The sequence below is a fragment of the Roseateles oligotrophus genome (assembly GCF_025717515.1).
Lineage (GTDB): Bacteria > Pseudomonadota > Gammaproteobacteria > Burkholderiales > Burkholderiaceae_C > Paucibacter_A > Paucibacter_A oligotrophus.
Window position 1 is genome coordinate 346889 of the sequence record NZ_JAJIRN010000009.1, and the last position, 18339, is coordinate 365227.

The window sequence follows — 18339 nt, forward strand, 5'->3', positions numbered from 1 at the left end:
AGCATCAGGGGCCGTTCGGCCGGCCCATCAAACCGGGGTCTTGAACCTCACCGTCACGCGCAAGCCTTGCCCTCCCGCGGCTTCGCTCAAGCTGAGCAACGCCCCATGCTGCGCCGCAGCCCGCTCGACAATGGCCAGGCCGAGGCCGCTGCCCGACTGGGTTTGATCGGGCAGGCGGAAGAAGCGTTCGAATACCTTGCGGTGCATCTCGACCGGGATGCCCGGCCCTTGATCGGTGACGCGGAGTTCGATGCCGCCCACATCCGCTGTTATGGCCACCCGCACCAGGCTTCCGCTGGGCGAATATTTGACCGCGTTGCCGACCAGATTGTCGACCAGGGCGCCGATGCTTTCGCGGTTCATGGCCAGCTCGCAACTCTCGGGCGCGTCCAGCTCAAGCTCGATGTCGCGCTGCAGCGCCAACTGGCTGCTCAAGGCGATGCGGTCACGCACCAGCGCCACCAAATCGAGCGGGCGCAGCGCGGTGCTTTCCTGGTCCGAGCCCGAGCGAGCCAAGGCGAGCAATTGGTGCACCGTGTGAGTGGCACGTTTGACGCCCTCGTTCAGACGCAGCACCGACTCATTGCGGCGCGGGCCGGGTGGTGCGTCCTGCAGCGATTCGGCATTCAGTTGCATCACCGCCAGCGGCGTCTTCAATTCATGGGCGGCGTCGAGCAAGAATTCGCGCTCGCGCTCCAGCCGTTCTTGCAGGCGCGCCATCAGGTCATTGACCGAGTTGACCACCGGTGCCAACTCGCGATAGGGCGTCGCCGGCAAGGCGGACAGGTCCTTGGCCGAGCGCTGTGCGATCTGTGCGCCGATGCGCTGCAGCGGCGCAAAGCCGGCGCGCAAAAGCAGCCAGGCGACCAGCAGCATCACCGGCAGGCTGTAGAACAAGGGGCGGGCGTAATAGCTCAGGCCGTCGGCGCTGAAATGCCAGTCGCCCGGCACCTCCTGCCAGCGCCGCACGACCAAGCCCAGCTCGGGCGCTTGTGCCTGCACATAGAGCCAGCGCGCATCGCTCTCGAAGCGCTGCTCATCGGGCGTCATGCGGTCGCCCATTTCGGGCGGGCCTTGGCGATACAAGAGCCGATCGCCTTGCCAGACTTGCAGCGCAATGATGGGCGCTTCATAGCCGATCGCCATCCACTCCTGTTCGCGTAGATGTTCCAGTTCGGCCAGGGCGGCCTGCAGGCGCTCGGGCTGATCGGCCCACAGGCTGGCCTGCATGCGGGCATGCTCGGCCCAGAGCTGGTTGGAGGCCTGGCCATTGCGCGTGTTGACGACGCGAACCTCGTGGATTTCGCGCACCATCAGCAAGATCCAGATCAGCAACAGCACCGCGCAAAACGCGCCAAAGGTGCGGCCGAACAAGGAGCTGGTGGCCCCCGCTGCGGGTGCAGAATCGTTGGCCAATGGCCCCGTCATTTGCGCTCCACCACAAAGCCGACGCCGCGCACGGTGCGCACATAGCCTTCGCCAATCTTCTTGCGCAGATTGAACATATGGACATCGAGTGCATGGCTGTCGGCGTTAGGCAGCGCGCGCGCCTCCAGCTCGCGGCGTGTGACGACGCGGTCGGGCAGCTTCAGCAGGGTCAGCAGAATGGTGAACTCGGTCTTGGACAGGTTGATGACGGTGTCGCCGCGCGTCAGCACCATGCGGCGCTCATCAAGTTTGAGGTCTTTGACCTCCCATGCCTGCATATCGGACTCTTGCGCCAGACCCGAGCGCCGCGCCACCGCACGCAGGCGCGCCAGCAGTTCCGGGCCGGCAAAGGGTTTGACCAGATAGTCATCGGCGCCGCTGTCCAGGCCGTGCAGGCGGTCCTCAATGCCGTCGCGGGCGGTGATCACGATCAGCGGCATCTGCTTGTCCTGTTGGCGAATGCTGCGCAAAAGGTCCAGGCCGTTGCCATCGGGCAGGCCCAGGTCCAAGACCACCGCGTCAAACACCGACTGCTCCAGCCAGTAGCGCGCTTCGGTGATGCGGCGCACCCACACTACTTCATGGCCGCCATCTTGAATCAGCGATTGCACCGAGTGCCCGAGTTCCAAGTCGTCTTCAACGAGGCAAATTTTCATGCGGGCAACTGTAGCAAGCGTCGCATTAACGCACACTTAAGGAATTCTTGAGCCAAGGGCGAAGCAAAACACGAGATAGTGCAGCCCATATCGCAGCATGGAGAATCCCGATGTTTGACGCCGCCAGAACCAAGCAAGCCGCCTTGTTGACAGCCACCGCGCTGTTGCTTTCGGCCTGTGTCGCAGCCCCGCCCAAGGATGCGCAGTTTTTGCCCTCGCAGGCCCAGTTCGAAATGCTCTTTCCTCAGCGCATAGACTTCTATTCGTATGAGGGATTTGTGCAAGCGGTGCGCTCTTTTCCAGCATTCGCGGGCAGCGGTAGCGATGTCCAGCGGCGTCAGGAGATGGCGGCCTTTCTCGCCAATATCGCGCATGAGTCGGATGAGCTGAAGGCGGTGCGCGAATACAACCAGGCCAACTACGACAAGTACTGCAGCCTCGAGGCCGGCCAGACCTGTGCGCCGGGCCAGCAGTATTACGGCCGCGGGCCGATTCAGCTGTCCTGGAACTATCAATACCTGGCCGCCGGCCGCGCGATCGGACTGGATCTGTGGGCCGACCCCGACCGCGTCGCGCGCGACTCCAAGGTCGCCTGGCAAACCGCACTCTGGTACTGGATGAACCAGAACGGCCCCGGCAGCATGACGCCGCATCAGGCGATGGTGAACGGCGCGGGCTTTGGCGAGACCATTCGCAGCATCAACGGCGCGCTGGAATGCGGCCAGCCGGTCGACTCCTATGCCGGCAAGCAGGTGGCGCGGCGGATCGACTTCTACCAGCGCGCCAGCGCCAAGTTCGAGGTGACTCCGGGCGTGAAACTGGGCTGCTGACGCTGACTTGAAGCGGTGGGCGAAGCCCTGACGGCAAGCGCGCCGATCGGGGTTGTCTGTGAACTCAGGGTTTTCACTGGCGCAGGCTTGGCTGCGCCAGTTTGCCTCTGGGGCGGGGCATCTGGGCTTGCTTGCTGGTCGTCACCTTAAGGAAACCTTGATGGTTTCGTAAGGAAACCGAGAGGACGCAATAGAGACACTTGTTGCAAGTCAAGTAGCCGAGGCGATGCCGCGGGCCTTGCTTAGATTTGCAAAAAGACAGCAGGAGACAAGACATGCGCGTAGCTATCCTTTCATTCCGCCCCGGCCGAAGCCCGGCCATATTGCTGAAGCCTACGGCGACCCGTTTGGCGGTGGTCGCCTTGCTCGGCATGGCCATGCCCGCGTTTGCCCAGCAAGCGCCGGCCGCCGGCAATGATGCAAAGGCCGCTGCCGCAACTAACGAATTGCCTACCGTGATGGTGACGGCCACGCGCGTCAGCTCCAGCCTGCTGCAAACTCCGGTGGCGGTGACCGCCGTCACCCAGGAGAAGCTGACACGCGAGGGCATCACCGATGTGCGCGGCCTGTCGGGTTCGGTGCCGAATATGCAGATTTCAACCGGCGCCGATTCGGGCGTGCAGATCAGCATCCGAGGCGTCAGCTCGAACAACTTCACCGAGATCGGCGACCCGGCCGTGGGCCTCCATGTCGGCGGCCTGTACTCGCCACGCCCGCAAGGCGCGATGGCCTTGATGTTCGACCTCGAGCAAGTCGAAGTCTTGCGTGGCCCGCAAGGCACCTTGTTCGGCCGCAACTCGACCGCCGGCAGCGTCAACATCATCCCGGCCAAACCCGAGTTCGGTGAGACCTATGGTTCGACCGAGGTCGATTTTGGCAACTACAACAAGCGCCAGTTCAATCTGGTGCAAAACATCGGGATCAGCGACAAGTTCGCAATCCGCGCCACCTTGAGCAAGGTCACGCGTGATGGCTGGATCAACCAAAGCCAGGATTTCACCGATGTCTATGACCCGGTGCATGGCCTGCAGCCGGACGGCATTCCGGACGTCGATCAGCGCCGCAACAGCAAGGTCGGCAAGAAGGACTACTACTACAACAAGGACGAATGGGCGGGCCGCATCAGCGCGCGCGCCAAGTTCAGCAACGAGATTGAAGCCTCCTTGTCCTACGAGAAGTTTCAGAATTCAGGTGCCGGCGAACTGGCCATGAAGGATTGCGACCAAGCGGCCGGCACTGCCTATGCTTGCCCGGGCGGCAAATGGGATGCCAAGGTCAACGTGCCGGGCAAGATCGATATGTCGATCGACACCGTGCGCGGCGGCTTGATCTGGAATCTGAACAAAAGCTCGACGCTGGAATACAACTTTGCCTATGCGGACCAGCGCCGCTCGCAGCAGACCGATGATGATGCCGGTTATCACCCGCTGGCCAGCCAGGTGAATGTCCATTTGCCGGTGTCGTCCGACGAAGAGCAGTGGGGCGTTTGGCCTATCGCCGACAACTCGTCGAACACGATAGATTCGAAGTACATCTCGACCGTGCATGAGTTGCAGTTCAAGCAAAAGACCGACAACTTGCAATATGTGCTGGGTGCGTTCTGGATGCATGAAAAGAACCAGATCAACTATGCGCAAGACATGTTGATGACCGCACCCTACGGCTTGCCGGCCAGCGCCTACTTTGCTCAGGCCAATCGGCCGGTCGACTCCAAGGCCTTGTTTGCACAGGCCGACTGGAAATTTGCCCCGACCTGGACCGCGACCCTGGGTGGGCGTTACAGCTGGGATTCCAAGGAAGACATCGGTGGACGCAACTACGGCACGTACAACAGTTATGACGGCACTTATTACAACGGCCGTTATGACCCAGGTCATCCGGGTGCGGAGGGCTTCCGCCCGCACAGCACAAAGGACTTGACCAAGGATATGGGCGCCTTCGCCGGTGTCGGCGCTTATGCCGGCTATGGCGAGCCGGCGCACAACGACCATGCGGAGTCCTGGAAAAAGTTCACCTACCGGCTTGGTTTGATGAAGCAGCTCACGCCCAAGGACATGGTCTATAGCTCACTGGCGACCGGCTACAAGGCCGGCGGTTTCGGTGACAAGGATCCGTTTTGCACGGAACATGCTTGCGAGGGCCAATACGCTGGCAAGGCGACCTTCTTGCCCTACAAGCCGGAAACCGTCACCAACTTCGAGTTCGGTTACAAGGGCTTGATGCTGGAGAACCGCCTGAGCTTGTCGGCCACCGCCTTCTACAGCAAGTACAAGGACATGCAGGTCACTGGCGACGCCTTCATGACCAAGTTCAAACCGACCGAGCAATGCCCGGCCAACTCGATCGGTTGCGACATTCACAATACTTGGCAGACCATCAATGTTGGCGTGGTTGACATCGCCGGCTTGGAGTTGGAGGTCGATTACAAGCCCTGGGCCGGTGCGCGTCTGGGAGGCTTCTTCTCCTACCTGAGCACCAAGATGAAGGACTACCCGAGTTTCAGCGATAACTGGTTGTGTGACTACCGTGGTGAGATGGGGGCAACCGCCTGCCCTCCTGCCTACCAAGGCAGCGATCCGACCCTGGCTGGCCGCAATGTCTATGACATCACCGGCAACCAGCTGCCGCTGGCGCCCAAGTACAGCTTTGGCGTCAGCTTCTCGCAGGACTTCAACTTGGGTGGTGGCTACAAGCTGACTCCTTGGTTCAATTTGAAGTGGCAAGACAAGATGTACTTCACGCTGCGCAATTTGGACAACCCGCATATCTCGGATGCCCAGGCGGCCTACGCCAAGGTCGATGCGTCAATCAAATTGCGTGGACCGAAAGACTGGCATGTCGAGGCCTATGTGCTGAATCTGGGCAACAAGATGAGCAAGAATTCACTGGCCGGCGGCGACGGCTGGGTCAAGGGCACTTGGAATGATCCGCGCATGTTCGGGGTACGGATTGGCGTCGAGTATTGATGGTGTTCGCGGCGGGCCGCTGGGTGGCCCGCCATTTTGCAAATCCTTGAACCTTCGGCATGAGCAAGACAATAACGACAACAAGCAACGCACCCTGGCTGAAGGTGCGCAGCGGCCGCATCAACTCGATCGACATCTTTCGCGCGCTCACCGTGCTGGTGATGATCACCGTCAACGAGTGGCACTCGGTGATCGGCCTGCCGCAGTGGATGCGCCATATGCCGGCCGATGCGGATGCGATGACCTTTGTCGATGCGGTCTTCCCGGCCTTCTTGTTCATCGTCGGCATGTCGATTCCCTTTGCCTTGCAGCAGCGCTTCGGCAAAGGCGACAGCGGCCGGCAGGTGCAGGGTGATGTCTTGCAGCGCGCGCTGGGGCTGGTGGTGATCGGCTTCTTCATGGTCAATGCGGAATTGGGCTTCCATGCCGCTTCGATGCTGTTGCCGATTCAAGTCTGGGCCCTGTTGTGCTTTGTCGCTGCCTTTCTTGTCTGGGGTTCGCTGCGCGGCGGCCCTGCCTTGGCTCTGCCTTGGCGCATGGCGGGTGCTGGCTTGTTCATCGGGCTGGCCCTGATGTACCGGGGCGGCCCGACCGGGCTAGACGGCATGAGGCCGCAGTGGTGGGGCATCCTGGGCTTGATCGGCTGGGCCTATCTGATCGGCTGCGTCTGCTTTCAGCTATGCCGCGGACGCGTCCTTGGCTTGCTGGCCTGCACCGCGTTTTGCGCCGCCTACTTCGCCCTGAACCGGGCGCCTGCAGTAGAGGGCCAAGTCTTGCTGAGTCTCTTGTTCAGCCAGGACGCGCACTTCAGCCATGCATCTTTGGTGCTCAGCGGTTGTGTGACGGCGATGTTGTTCTTCAATCAGCTGTCCGAAGACGGGCCGGCCAAGCGTTTTGCATTTGCCTTTGCCTTCGCGCTCTTGCTGGCGCTGGCCGCAACTTGGTTGCGGCCGGAGTTCAAGATCTCCAAGATTTACGCGACGCCAAGTTGGGCTTTGTACAGTGCTGCGGCCTGCGTGCTGATCTTCGCTGCCTTGTATCAATGGATCGATGTGCGCGGGCGCAGCTTGTTGCCGGGGCTGCTTGAGCCGGTGGCAGCCAACCCCTTGGTCGCCTACTTGATCCCCTTCATCGTGGAGGGGCTGATGAGTTTGGCTCGGCTGGAGTTCCCCTTGTTCTTGCGCACCGGTCTGGTCGGCATCGGCTTCGGCTTGGCCTATGCGGTTGCGGTCGCATTGCTGGTGAAACAATTGGCTGCGCGAGGCGTACGCCTGCGTATCTGAGTCCGCCGTCAATTCACGAGAAAATATGTCCTTGAACCCCAGTCTCCCAGCTGCAACACCTTGCGCCCACGCCTATGTCGGCAGCTATGGGCCCAATGGCCTGGGGCTCTACAGCTTTGCACAAGGCCCGAATAGCGGCGATCTGCGGCCCTTGGCAGTCACCGAGGGCCCGCGCAACCCGAGCTGGCTGTGCAGCAACGCCGACGGCTCGCGCCTGTATGTGGCCAATGAGCATGAAGACGCAGAAGGCGGCGCTGGAACGATCACCGCCTATGCGCGCGATGCCCAGAGCGGCACGTTAACGCTGATCAATAGCGTTAGCGCCGGTGGCGCCAGGCCCGTGCATCTGAGTCTCGACGACGCCGAGCGCTTCGTTTTTGTCGCCAATTACGGCGGCGGCTCGGTGGCGGTTCTCGCGCTGGCGGCCGACGGTGGCTTGAGCGCGCCCTTGGCCTTGATGCGCCATGCCGAGGTATTCGGCAACCGGCCGCTCGGGCCGCAGCCGGCGGCACTCAGCAGCCCGGGCAGCTTTGCGATCAGCGATCACGATGGCCCGCATGCCCATATGGCGCGGCTTGACCCCAGCGGGCGCTATTTGCTGGTCAGTGATCTGGGCCTGGATCTGATGATCAGCTGGCGCTTTGATGCGCAGAGCGGCCAGCTGTCGACGCCGCAGACCTTTGCCGCCTCGCCCGGTGCCGGCCCACGCCATTTCGTTTTCCATCCTCAGCAGGCTCAGCATTGCTATGTCTTGAATGAAGAAGCGTCCACGCTGGCTTGGTTGCACTTTGACGCGGCCACTGGGCGGCTGACGGCGCGCGCCGAGCTGAGCAGCTTGCCGGCGGGCTTCAAGGGCACAAACTTTGCGGCGGATTTGCGCTTCAGCCCCGATGGTCGTTGGCTCTATTGCTTGAATCGACTGCATGATTCGGTCGCGATATTCGCGGTTGCGTCGGACGGCTCGCTGGCCTTATCGGGTCATGAATGGACGCGCGGCTCCTATCCGCGCAGCTTTGCCTTCGACCCGAGCGGGCGCTTCATGTATGTGTGCAATCAGCGCAGTGACCATCTGGCTGTTTTCGCCGTTAGGGCGGATGGCGGCCTCGACTTCACCGGTCAATTCATTGCGGTCGGCAGCCCGGTGGCAATCTGCTTCGGCTCTACATCGAGTAGCTGAGCGCCAGCGCCAGGGCGGGTGCCTCGGCCCGCCACATGCCCATACGGGACTGCACATTGCGGCTGTTGTACTTGGGGTCCTTCCAGCCCAGCATGTTGTAGGCATTCAGGTCCAGGCGCAATTGCGCGCTGTGTTTGTAGATCAGGCCGGCGTTGAGGAAGAAGGCGCCGGAGAACGCGTCTTTGCTGCCGTCGGTATTGGTGAAACGGAGGTTGTTGCCTAGTACGGCCCGGTTATAGGCGGCATAGTCTTCGGCACCTTGAAAGTGCCAGAGCTTTTGCGCGCTGCCGGTGAGTGTCAGTCCGCCACTCAGCTCGTGCTGCAGACTCAGCTTGGTGATGCTGTTAGGGCTGTTGGCAAAGTCATTGCCATAGCCGTAGGGCTGCGCGGTGAAGGTCTGCGCAATGTTGGGGCGCGCCAGCTGCATGTCGCGCAGCTTGACATAGCTTTGCGAGACCCTGAATACACTGCCCGCCCGCTGCCAACTGCTGCTGGCCTCTGCGCCCCAGAAGCGGATACGCCCGAGTGGCTCGTAGCTGTTGATGGCGAAGTTATAGGCGATCAGATTCTGGGTTGATGCATACAGATTGAAGGCACTGTCCCAGCCCGGAGCATGGACGAGGTCCCAGCGCAGGTCGGCGGTCTTGATGTCTTCGTTATGCGCAGGCGGGCCGCCACGCAGGTCATTGGTATGGGTGTCAAAGGCGGAAGGGCGGCGCACCGATTGGGTGTAGGAAGCCTTCAAGGTATTGCTGTCATTGAGATGGTGGACCAACGCCGCGCGCGGGCTGACGGCGGCCTTGGTATTGGGCTGGATGTCTTGGCGCAGCGAGACAAAGCTGAGCCAGTCCGGGTTGATATTCCATTGATGCTCGAACATCAGTGAGTGACTGTGCGACTTCCAATGTGTTGCTGCGGGCAAGGGGGTGCCAATGGCGAAACGGTATTCCATGCGCTCCACTTCGGCGCCCATGGCGAGCTGATGTGGTCCGCCAATCCAACTGGCCAGCAGCTTGGCGTTGTACTTGCGTTCGCCTGTATCGTAGGGTTCAAACAGACGATAGCCATCGGTCTGGTCGGCTGCAGCGGTGGCATCCACCGTCCATTCCTGCGTGGGCTTCCAGCGGTAGCGGCTTTGCAGACTGAGCTGAGTCGACTGCCTGGAGGTGGCCAAGTAGCGGGCAGGATTGTTGATGTAGGTTCGATCCGAGGCCATATCGGTGACGGTGCCGCCCCGGCTATAGCGCAGCCAGGTCTCCCAGTCATCGCTGCTGTATTGCAGGTGCAGTTTGTGGCGCGGCTTGCCCTCGTAGGCCGCGTTGTCGTTCGGGATCGCGAAGACCACCGGCTCGCCGGCGGTTGACTGGCGGGCCTTGTTGATTGAAGTCCAGGCGGCGCTGGACTGCAAGGGTGAGTCAGCTTGATCGGAGCCTCGGTACTTGTCGATGCCATAGTAGGCATAGAGATCGCCGCCGCCCAGCTTCCATGAATGTTGCAGCTCGGCCGAAGTAAAGTTTTCTATCGCGCCGGCGCGCAGATGCAGGCGGGGCTGGCCGCCGGGGCTTGATTTGAGCGTGGTGATGTTGATGATGCCGTTGATGGCGCCCGGCCCATAGACGGCCGAGGCCGGCCCGTTGACGACCTCAATGCGTTCGATATCGTCCAGCATGGGTAGGCCGATCTCGGTGTCCACGCCGAGCAACAGGCGGTTATTCATCTGCTTGCCATTGACCAGCAAGAGCGTCTTGTCATTGATGTCGGACTGAATGCCGCGCAGCTCAAAACGGGGCGGCAGCGAGGGGTGGCGGGTCCAGTTGAAACTCGGCACAAAGATCACCAGCAAGTCCTCGAGCCGGCGCGCGCCGCTGTTTTCAATCATCCAGCGCTCAATATAGTTGACGCTGATCGGGGCATTGCGGCGCGACACCTGGGTCAGCGTGCCGGCCTGGGAAATCGTCTCGCGCCCCAGATCCTCCAGTGACAACTCATACACGCCCGGGCTTTGGGCCATGGTTGCGCCGATAAAACAAAGCGTTAAATTTGCGGACAAAAATCTTGCGTGGTTGAGCTGGCTCATTTGCGCATCCTCGGTAGTTCGCCCCCCATTTACGAAGGGACAGGTGTTGCGTGGCGATGCTACGCCGGGCACGACACTTGATCAATACGATTGCCCTCGTGCATAGTCCAGCATGGCTAGGATGGCAAGGATGGCGGTGATTCAATTGCAGCGGCGACGACGGTGTTTGCAGAGCATGGCAGGCGCAGCGCTAGCAATGCTGGCCTCCGCCAGGCTCTCGGCAGGTATCGGTGAAGACCAGCTGAAGGCGGCCTACTTGCTCAGTTTCTTGGCCTATGTGGAGTGGCCGCAGGGCAGATTTCCGGCCGAGGGGGCGCCCATCGTGCTGGCGACTCTGGCGCAGGACGGGGTCTTGCAAAGCTTGCAAGAAGGTGCGCGGGGCCGAACCGTTCAGGGGCGGGCGGTTGATGTGCGGCTGCTTGGACGCGCCGCAGACGCGCTCTCGGCCCATCTGCTGTATGTGCCGGCCGGCATCGTGATTGACGCCGAGGTGATGCGCCTCTTGCGGGCCGCTGCGGTGCTGGTGGTGGGCGAGTCGGAATCGTTTTTGCAAGCAGGCGGTGCGATTCGTCTGGTCGTGGTCGACGCCCGACTGCGGTTCGACGTCAATCTGCAGAATGTGGATCTGGCCGGCTTGCGTTTGTCGGCGCGGATGTTGCAACTGGCGCGGTTGGTGCAAAGGCCGACCTGAGGTGGGCCTTCGGGCCCCGGTCCGACTAGACACCACTGCTCGTTTCGAGCCGGGCTTGTGCCACCGGCGCATGGACGAGGGCAATGCTGAGCCAGACGGCCACGCTGAAGTAGGCCGTCATCCAGACCATCTCGCTCTGCCAATCTTGCAGCCGGTGTGAGACCGTCCAGCGGCCCGACACATCGGCGAAGCCCTGGTAGACGCTCAGATAGTTGCGGCCACTGGCTTCGTCGGCCAGCCAGCGCGACCAGTACATCGGCACATCGACCATGAACATGAAGGCGACATAGGCCAGGCCAATCAGACACCACGCGCTCAGCAGCGGGCGCTGCTTGGCGCTCAGGCGAGGCCAGATCAGCATCAGGCTGACCGCCAGCAGCGCGGCGCTCAAACCCCAGAGCGACTCTTCCACCACATGGCCGATATTCGAGGTGGTCAGCACCGAGTACCAGGAGAAGGTCTCGGCCACTGCGATCAGGGGCACGATCAACAGTGCCGCGAAACCGCCGACCCGACTGCCGGTACTGCCGGATACCTCGTGCAACATCAAGGCCCATTGCGCGACGAAGCAAAGCTCGGCGATGGTGGCGACCGACCGCCCCACCACCACGCTCGACAGCCAGCTGTCGATCAGGCATAGCCGCGGCACATCAAACACCGGCAAGGCCGAGCGAAACGCGCAGCCCAACACATACGCGGCCGAAAGCACAAGTTGCAGGCGCCGCATTGAGTAGGCCCTGGGTGGCAGCAAGGCTTGGCGTCGATATAGCGCCACCGATGACATCAGCCAAGCTGCGATATTGAACAAGGCCACCGCGCACAGCAGCGACCACCATGTTGAAACATCAAGCGTCATCATGCCGTCATGTTGACAGGCTAGGCGCCGTTCGCCAAGTGCCTCGCTTCGCAAAAAGCGTGGCAAAAACATTGAGGCGGCCTTAAGCCAATCTTGTGTGCTTGTTGATGCAGGGTTTGCGATAGTTGGCCGCATCATGATGAATCGCTCTGCCATGCTTCAAAAAGGCGCGCTCAACCCGGTGCAGGTCGCGCGCATGCCGCTCTATATGGGCCTGGCGCGCCGCCTGAACGAGGGCCTGCAGCGCGGCCAATGGCAGGTCGAGGGTGCGTTGCCGTCCGAGCGGGTCTTGGCCGAGGTGCTGGCCGTTTCGCGCGACACCGCCCGCAAGGCCTTGGGCTTGTTGTGCAAGCGCGGTATGTTGGTGCGGGTGCGGGGTTCGGGTACCTACTTGCGCGCCATGCCGGCCGGCCCCATGAGCGCCGCAGCAGGGCAGCAAGGGGAGCGCTTGGTGGCCAGTGAGTTGCAGACAGCTAACTTGGAAGAGCAGCGGACTCTGGACTTGGCGCCCGGTCAATCGGTGTGGCGAGCCGTCACGCTCAGCCCCGGAGAGGAGGCGGGCGGCCGGGCGCACCAGCTGAAATTTCGCTGCATTCCACAGCATTTTTTGCCGCGGCATATCGAGCCCGCCAAGCTGGGGCTGGCCGAACTTGAACTGCATTTCCAGCTGCAGGGCTTGGGTGGAACCTATTTGCTGCAGCGCATCGAGGCCGTCGCCGCCACGCTCCCGCACGCGGTGCAAATGGGCATAGCGCCGGGCACCGCCCTGTTGCACGTGCAGCGTTTGCGTTGTGCACCCTTGGGCCAGGCGCTGGAGATTGAGCATGGCTACCGGCTGGGGGTCGAGGCCGGCTTTTGCGTGGAGCTGCGGGTGGCTGCAGCTAACCCTGTATTCAGGTGACCCCCCTAGCCAAGAGGCTCTCGCGGCGCTAGCATTCGCGCCAGCAGCAAAGTAATGGAATTAATTTTAAAAACAGCAGGAGTCATTCATGGATTACGCAGGCATAACGTTGACTGTCAACACCTTCATCAGCGTCACCGAGGGGGCGATGCAGACCGGTGGAACGAACCCCAATGTCGGCGTCCAGGTGGATGCCGGCAGCAGCTCACGGGTCACGCTGAACAACGACGGCAGCCTGCGCGTCACAGGGGGTGACCCGACGGGCTCCAAAACCCTGACGCTAAATGTCACCGTGCTCAGCGCCAACACCGATCCTGCGTCGGCCTACTATCCCGTCGTCGGCTTGATCGTCAAACAAACAACCGTTGGCGCGGAAGTCTCCAATGCCTGGGGTTCGTACACGGTGGGCACGGGCGCTGCCTTCAACACCCTGCAAGTGCTTGACAAAGACACGGTGCCGGTAGGTGCCGGCTCGGTCAGTTACGAGTTCTTTGTGTTGATTCAGACGCCGACCGCAGCCGGCAGCATTGGCGATTACGGGCTGATAGATCCGCGCATCACCAACCTCTGACGCGGTTCCGGTGTCAGTCGGCGCCAGTCGATGGTTGACTGGCTTGCCAGGCCGCAGCGATGCCTCGGTGGTAGGGCACTTCGTGCAAATAGCTTTGGCGCCGCAGCGGGTCGCTGATCCGTTCGGCGCGCTCCATCAAGGAGCCGAAGGCCGCATCCAGCAGCTGTTGCGCGCGTGGGTGCCCTGCTGCGCTCAGGCAGTTGTAGCAAATCAGCTGCACACGCATCGGCTCTTCGCTGCCATCCAGGCTGAGGCCCGAGTCCTGTTGGGACAAAATTCCCTGTGCCAAGGTCAGCGCTGCGGGGATATCGCCGCGGGCCAGCGCCACATCGGCGAGGCCGGCCGTCGCTTCGAGCGCCAGGTGGGGCATGCCGATGGCCTCGAATAGGTCGAGCGAGGCTTGCAGCTTGGTGGCGGCAGTTTCGGCGTCCTGCATTGCCAGCGCCGCTTGCCCACTGAGCCGAAGCGCGGCGCCGGCGGCCCAGCGGAAACCGGTTGCTTGCAGCATCTGCAAAGCTTGCTTCGCATAACTAAAGGCTTCGGCGGCCTGGCCTTGGTTGAGTCGCGCGATGCCCATATTGATCAGCGTGATGCCCTCATTTTGTGAGCTGCCGATTTTTGCGAATAGATCGCGCGCTTCGGCAAATTGGCTGACGGCTGCGGCGTAGTCACCCAGCACCAAGGCGGCGTAAGCCAAGTTGCTCAAGGTGCCGCCTTCGTTGTTGCGATTTCCAACCTTGCGATGGCAGGCTAATGCGCGTTCGTAGCAGTCGATGGCCGCACCAGGGTCGCCGTCGATATCGGCTCGCATGCCCATGTCATTGAGGATCATGCCCTCGGTGGCGTGGTCTCCGGCGCGTTGAGCCAAACGCAGCGCCTCGGCTGACTCGCGATTGGCCTGCGCGAGATCTCCTATCCGCAGCAGGCATTGAGCGACAAGTGCTCGCGCGGGCGCCTCGCAGGCCGGGTCGCTTGGCGGCGCTTGCGCGACGCCTTGCCGTGCGTAAGCGAGCGCCAACTCGATATCCCCACCGTCAAAGCAATAACGTGCCCTGCGCACCAAGGCCTCGGACAGCTTGGCCGCGTGGGCCAGCCCTTCGGCCAAACGCTGCAGGCTGTCGAGTTCCAGTGCGAGTCGGTCCCGGTCGCTCTGCAACTGCATCACCCGACAGCGCAACAGCGTCAGCGCATAGCGACGCGGGAGGTCGCCCAAGTCCGCCAATGCTAATGCTCGATCGGTATGCATCAGCGCCTGTTGATTGGCGTAGCGGCTTGCCGCGGCTTCGGCCGCATGCTGCCAATAGTCGAGCGCCAGTTCGGCAGCGCCGCCACGTTCATAGTGTTCGGCGACCAAGTCAAGCGGCGGCTCGCCCGGCAAAGACAGCAGCCAGTCGGCCACCCGCGCATGGATTTCGCGCCGGGTGCGTTTGAGCACGCCGGCGTAGGCAACTTGCTGGAGCGTGTGGTGCTTGAAGGCGTACTCATGCATGCCGCCCAAGCTGCTGTCGGGCTGGGTGAGCACCAGTTCCCGTTCAAGCAAACCTTGCAGCGAGGCGGGCAGCAGCGCGCCCAGCTTGCGCAAGCATTCGTCCCAGAATTGATAGCCCACCACGGCGGCCAGTTGCGAGGTGTGACGCTCGGCAGCGGGGAGCGCGTCCAGGCGCGCCTGCAGCACGCCGACCAAGCTGCCGGGCACGGTCAGGGCGTGCATGCGCTCGGCCTGATAGCGCCACCCTTCGGCATCGGGGATGATCACCTTCTGGTCAATCAGCATATTGACCAGCTCCTCCATATAGAAGGGGTTGCCGTCCGCGCGGGTGGTGACCAGTTCGCACAAGCCGACCGGCAAGGGCTTCAGCCGCTTGAGCAATTCGGCCACCAACTCGTCGGCTTGGGCTCGACTCAAGGCCGACAAGTTGATGCTTTGAGCCGTGGTCTCGGCCAACGGCGTGCGCCAACTGGGCCGGCGCTCGAATAGCTCGGGCCGCGTCAGCCCGAGCAGTAACAAGGGCAGGCCGGGCTGCGTGGCCTTGAGGTAGTCAATGAAATCGAGAGTGCCGTCGTCGACCCAGTGCAAATCGTCGAGTGCGACGATCAGCGGTCGGTCGCGCTCCGCCAGCGCGCACAGTAGCTGGGCGGCGTGGAAGAAGCCGCGATCGCGCATTTGCCTTGCCTCACCCAGCAGGGCGCGCACCTCCGAGTCGGCCGAGAAATCGAAACCCAGCAAATGGCCAAGTACAGCGGCGTCACTGCGCCCGGCCAGCAGCGGTGACACCGCGCTAAGCCACTTCTCTCGGGCCAGCGTGGCGTCTTCGCTGTCAAGCAAGTCGATCTGATTCGTCAGTAATCTGCGCAGCATCCAATAGGGCCGGTTGATCAGTGCCTCACCAGCGAAGGCCCGCAACCAAAGCGCCCCGTTTGGCTGGTTTCGCGGGTCTTGCCCTGCGTGCTGCTCAACCCAGCGCTCGAATTCGCCGAGCAGCCTTGACTTGCCCAGCCCCGCCTCGCCGACCACGGTCCAGAGCCGCAAACCCGCGGGCGATGCGCTGCAAAGCTCGGTATAAGCCTGCTGCAACAGTGCGAGCTCATCCAGACGCCCAACCATTCGCGTGTTGATGCCGTCAACGCCTCGCGTTAGTAAGCGCTGTGCTGTGGGCAGGGCGCTCTGCACCAGATAGGTCACAAGCGGCTCGTCCAGGCCCTTGACCAGAAGTGGCGCTTGTTCCAGCAACTCGAAGCGCCCGCGCACTTGGCGGTAAGTGTCCTGGCTGATGCGCAGCGCGCCAGCCGGCGCGCTCTGCTCCATATGTGCGGCGATGTTGACGGTTATGCCGCGGATGCTGTGCTCGCTGTCTACGCCACCACCGAGCAGCACCGCACCGGTGTTGATGCCTACCCTAACGTCGAAGCCGGCGTGGCCGTAGCGCTGCTCGATCATGGCCGAACGAGCGCGGCTCTCCTCGATGATGGCCAATCCCGCGCGCACGGCCCACACGGCATCATCCTCGTGGGCAACCGGCGTGCCGAATACCGCCAGCAGGCTGTCGCCCGCATACTGCAAAACCCGGCCCTGGTGGCGCTGCACGACGGCGGTGAAGCTGGCCAGCGCACCGTCCAGAACGGTATTGATCTCCTCGGGGTCAAGTTGTTGGCTCAACGCGGTCGATCCGACCACATCGGTGAACAGCACGGTGACCTGCCTGAGTTGCTGTTCCTTGGCTTCGAGCGAGCAACTGGCGAGTTGTTCGCGCAACTTGGCAAGCGCCGCATCGACCAGGGCTTCGTCGAGTGTTGTGCGTTGCGCCATCAGCGCCGCGATGGCGGTTTCTAGCGTGGCTGCATCGGACTGCATCTAGGGCCTCGGGGGAATCGTGATTTTTCCGAAAAAACAAAAGGCCGGGCCGCCCCAAGTTGGTTCTTCGCCCCCCCCGGGGGCGGACGGCGCAGGGCGTCGGCCTGGGGGTGCTCGGAACTATATTGGCCGTCGTCGGCGCGCGGGCTTTGGCTCAAACGTCCAGCAAGCACCCAGCGCAGTCGCGCGTGTGGCGACGCCATCACGTGAATTCTGACTATGTGCACGCACTCTACCCTTTGTGTATATGGAGGATCGACCTTGCGAGTCAATTATCACCCTGCCATAAGCCCGCCCGGCGCTTCTGGATACCGGCACCGCCGGTTAGCTGCCGGCTAGAGGCCGGTATGAGGCCACGCCCCAAGCGGCGCGCTGCGAAAGTTGTCGGCGCGGGCGATGTATGCCAAAAATCCCCATATCATCCCGAAATTGCTATCCTGCTTGTTGTCAATCATCAAAATCTGGATCATGGCAACTGGCCGCTTGGATGGATGCAAGGAAGATATGGGAAGCGCAGTGAATTGCGTGCGAATCAACGGGTGTCTGGATGAAATATATTTGACCAAATTTCCACTTCATTCCATTCGGCCCTGAATCGCTTTCAGCAAAACGCCGTCAATATTTATTGTGAATGATTTAATGGTGTTCCAAAAATTTCCAAATCTAAGTTGCCGCTCACCCGGCAATATCGTACATAAATGGCGGATGTCTACCGGCCTGCGATTAGCGTTTGCGCTTGCTTGCGCCGCTATTTTTCCGCAGGCTCATTGCAACGCGCTCAATCCCGCATGGCCCGATAAATTCGTGCTGGGAACAAATTCGGCGGCGGATGTATTTACTGGCCTTTGGGAGCGGCTTGTTTATGCCGAAGCATTCAAGCGAATGGGGGTGCAGCTGGAAATGGTCGTGGCACCGCTCAAACGCATAGAAATGATGCTTGAACGCGGGGAAATTGACGGTGAAACGATGCGCGGGCCGGCTTACGGGGCGCTTCATCCTGAATTGATCTTGGTGGATCTACCTTTGATGCCGGTGCTTTATGGGTTCTATGCATTGAATCCGGTTGCCGGACTGGCCAGGGTGGAGGACTTGCGCTCGGCCAATTTTCGTGGCGCCTACCGACGTGGCGTTATATATTGTCAGAATGCATTGAGCCCCTTGATGCCGACGCGCCGCTTGGATGCCGTAACGACGGTCAAGCAGGGTATCGGTATGCTGCAGGCCGGTCATGCGGATTTTTTCTGCGATGTGAATATGGGGATATTGAATCATGAGTACTCGGCGGCGGGGCGGAGTGTTCCGAAGCTGCAAAAGCTGTTTGACATCAGCGCACCGGTCTCAAATGGCGGCTACCTGCATGCAAAGCATGCGGTCTTCGGTATGGCCTTGGCTGTGACCTTGAAGCAGATGGAGAAAGAAGGCCTGTTTGAGAAGTATCGGCTGGAAACGATGGCGCGTTTGTCGCCGCGCAATGATTGAATCTGAATATTCAATTGTTTTGCGCTTGCTTTTGATTTGAAAGGCAGAATAAATAAATCAGATTGGCGGGTG

Annotated in this window: 13 protein-coding genes; 8 read left to right on the plus strand and 5 right to left on the minus strand. The window is 61.5% G+C overall.

Annotated features, from left to right (window positions below; genetic code table 11):
• Window positions 1–27: 27 nt before the first annotated feature.
• On the minus strand, window positions 28–1428 hold the full coding sequence (locus LNV07_RS20675; RefSeq protein WP_263573075.1) for an ATP-binding protein: 1401 nt from the start codon (window positions 1426–1428) through the stop codon (window positions 28–30).
• Window positions 1425–2084: a response regulator transcription factor gene (locus LNV07_RS20680; protein WP_263573076.1), complete on the minus strand. Its 660-nt coding sequence runs from the start codon at window positions 2082–2084 to the stop codon at window positions 1425–1427. The genes LNV07_RS20675 and LNV07_RS20680 overlap by 4 nt, the downstream gene beginning before the upstream one ends.
• A 110-nt stretch (window positions 2085–2194) precedes the next feature.
• On the opposite strand from LNV07_RS20680, the gene LNV07_RS20685 reads away from it, so the two are divergent.
• The 4 genes from LNV07_RS20685 (at window position 2195) to LNV07_RS20700 (ending at window position 8340) form a co-directional block, all read left to right on the plus strand.
• Entirely contained in the window at window positions 2195–2914 is a 720-nt protein-coding gene (locus tag LNV07_RS20685) for a chitinase (protein WP_263573077.1), read from the plus strand.
• Window positions 2915–3189: 275 nt separating this feature from the next.
• The gene (locus LNV07_RS20690) at window positions 3190–5880 is read left to right on the plus strand and encodes a TonB-dependent receptor (RefSeq protein ID WP_263573078.1); all 2691 of its coding nucleotides are present in this window, start codon (window positions 3190–3192) and stop codon (window positions 5878–5880) included.
• Window positions 5881–5939: 59 nt separating this feature from the next.
• A complete protein-coding gene (locus tag LNV07_RS20695) occupies window positions 5940–7163 on the plus strand; it encodes a DUF5009 domain-containing protein (RefSeq protein ID WP_263573079.1) in 1224 nt (407 codons plus the stop codon).
• Between the two features lie 31 nt (window positions 7164–7194).
• Window positions 7195–8340, plus strand: a complete 1146-nt coding sequence (locus LNV07_RS20700; RefSeq protein ID WP_263573080.1) for a lactonase family protein — start codon at window positions 7195–7197, stop codon at window positions 8338–8340.
• Here the strand turns inward: LNV07_RS20700 and LNV07_RS20705 are convergent.
• A complete protein-coding gene (locus tag LNV07_RS20705) occupies window positions 8324–10351 on the minus strand; it encodes a TonB-dependent receptor plug domain-containing protein (protein WP_263573081.1) in 2028 nt (675 codons plus the stop codon). The two genes, LNV07_RS20700 and LNV07_RS20705, sit on opposite strands and share 17 nt — an antisense overlap.
• 262 nt (window positions 10352–10613) lie before the next feature.
• Between LNV07_RS20705 and LNV07_RS20710 the strand changes: the two genes are divergently transcribed.
• On the plus strand, window positions 10614–11108 hold the full coding sequence (locus LNV07_RS20710) for a YfiR family protein (protein WP_263573082.1): 495 nt from the start codon (window positions 10614–10616) through the stop codon (window positions 11106–11108).
• 25 nt (window positions 11109–11133) lie between these two features.
• On the opposite strand, the gene LNV07_RS20715 is transcribed toward LNV07_RS20710, so the two are convergent.
• The gene (locus tag LNV07_RS20715; protein ID WP_263573083.1) at window positions 11134–11967 is read right to left on the minus strand and encodes a hypothetical protein; all 834 of its coding nucleotides are present in this window, start codon (window positions 11965–11967) and stop codon (window positions 11134–11136) included.
• 151 nt (window positions 11968–12118) lie between these two features.
• Here LNV07_RS20715 and LNV07_RS20720 point away from each other — a divergent pair, with 151 nt between their 5' ends.
• Together LNV07_RS20720 and LNV07_RS20725 are read left to right on the plus strand one after the other, a co-directional pair.
• Entirely contained in the window at window positions 12119–12865 is a 747-nt protein-coding gene (locus LNV07_RS20720) for a GntR family transcriptional regulator (protein ID WP_263573084.1), read from the plus strand.
• A gap of 88 nt (window positions 12866–12953) precedes the next feature.
• On the plus strand, window positions 12954–13436 hold the full coding sequence (locus LNV07_RS20725) for a hypothetical protein (RefSeq protein WP_263573085.1): 483 nt from the start codon (window positions 12954–12956) through the stop codon (window positions 13434–13436).
• Window positions 13437–13449: 13 nt separating this feature from the next.
• Here the strand turns inward: LNV07_RS20725 and LNV07_RS20730 are convergent, their stop codons facing one another.
• Complete coding sequence (locus LNV07_RS20730) at window positions 13450–16788, minus strand: ATP-binding protein (protein WP_263573086.1); 3339 nt, start codon at window positions 16786–16788, stop codon at window positions 13450–13452.
• 705 nt (window positions 16789–17493) lie between these two features.
• On the opposite strand from LNV07_RS20730, the gene LNV07_RS20735 reads away from it, so the two are divergent.
• Window positions 17494–18267 carry a hypothetical protein gene (locus tag LNV07_RS20735; RefSeq protein ID WP_263573087.1) on the plus strand — a complete coding sequence of 258 codons (774 nt, stop codon included), beginning with the start codon at window positions 17494–17496 and terminating at the stop codon, window positions 18265–18267.
• Window positions 18268–18339 lie beyond the last annotated feature (72 nt).